The organism is Candidatus Symbiopectobacterium sp. NZEC135 (assembly GCF_025962695.1).
Map to the genome: position 1 here is coordinate 1 of NZ_JAGFPF010001262.1, position 632 is coordinate 632.

1 pseudogene is annotated in these 632 nt (G+C 57.1%); it reads right to left on the reverse strand.

The features are described 5' to 3' along the window. Nucleotides 1-632: pseudogene (locus J5224_RS33725) on the reverse strand (carbohydrate diacid regulon transcriptional regulator CdaR); the annotation flags it as partial.

Genomic DNA, 632 nt, shown 5'->3' on the forward strand with positions numbered 1-632 from the left:
GAAACACCCCGTTGCCGTCGTTGGCTTTTAGCCGCTGCAACGGGCTTACCAGTTCTGCCGCTTGCCAGCCATCGCGCAGGCTATCGAGCAGTACTGGCAGCTTGATGTCCTGATAGCAGAAGCAGTGCACGTCCGGCATCCGCTGTTTGCCTACGCTGATGGTGGTTTTCGCCGTGTGGTAAGAGCGCACCACGCCCCCTTCCTGCGGGAAAAAGTTACCCAGCGCCAGGCGTACTTTAAGCGGGCTGCCCTGTTGCAAGCGCTGATAAAGCTGTACCATGCGACGCTTGTGCTCTTCGGGCTCCCAACGTTCGGCGTGCAGATAAGCGGGTTTCAGCACCACCATTTCGGTGAGTGAAACTATCGCCATCAGGTCATCTTTACCGGTTTCCATCAGCAGCGATTGCAACTGCTGCAATTCACTCATCGCGGTACTGACACCGAGCTGCCCGCTGTCCAACTCCACCACCATGGCGACGCGCGGCAATGTCAGATCGACCCCCAAACGCTGCGCCCACTCTTGCATGGTGGAAGAGTAGTTGTCATTGCGCACCATGCTCAACACCAGCTCTTCACGCAAACGGCTGTTTTGCGCCAGCAGTTGCAGCAAATGCGCTTGTTCCACCTTCATT